1 protein-coding gene is annotated in these 527 nt (G+C 61.5%); it reads right to left on the reverse strand.

Annotated elements, in window-relative coordinates; translation table 11 throughout:
* Positions 1-527: EAL domain-containing protein (locus AC1DS5_RS25605; RefSeq protein ID WP_477721050.1), on the reverse strand; the 527-nt coding region annotated here is incomplete at both ends.

Consider the following 527-nt stretch of genomic DNA (forward strand, 5'->3'; position numbering starts at 1 on the left):
CCTTCGACCAATCGCGCGGCGAGAATGATGAACGCATTCCTGACCACCCAGCGATCGATCAGCGTCATCAAACCATAACGTTCCGCCGCGGGAATGAAATGGCCGGGCGCAACCAGTTGCCCCGCCTCGTCGCGCAGCCGCAACAACAGTTCGACATGCAGAGTGCCATCCTCGCGCTCGCTGAGCGGAATGATCTTCTGGGCATAGAGACAGAAGCGATCCTGCTCCAGCGCATCGTGAATGCGCTGCACCCAGTTCATTTCGCCGAACCGCTGCAGCAATTCGGAATCGCTGGGCTGATGCAGTGTAACGCGATTGCGGCCTTTCTCCTTGGCCATGTAACAAGCTGCATCGGCCGCGCGCAGCGCCTCTTCCAGCGTCACCTCGGGCTGCGCGATACAGACGAGGCCGATACTGACGGTGACGTTGAACGAACGTCCGTTCCAGACGAAGTTCAGCTCTTCGACCGTCCGCCGCAATCGCTCGGCGGTCGCCGCCGCACGATCCGGCTCGCAGCGCTCCAGCAG

This window comes from Polaromonas sp. P4_H1 (genome assembly GCF_056400945.1).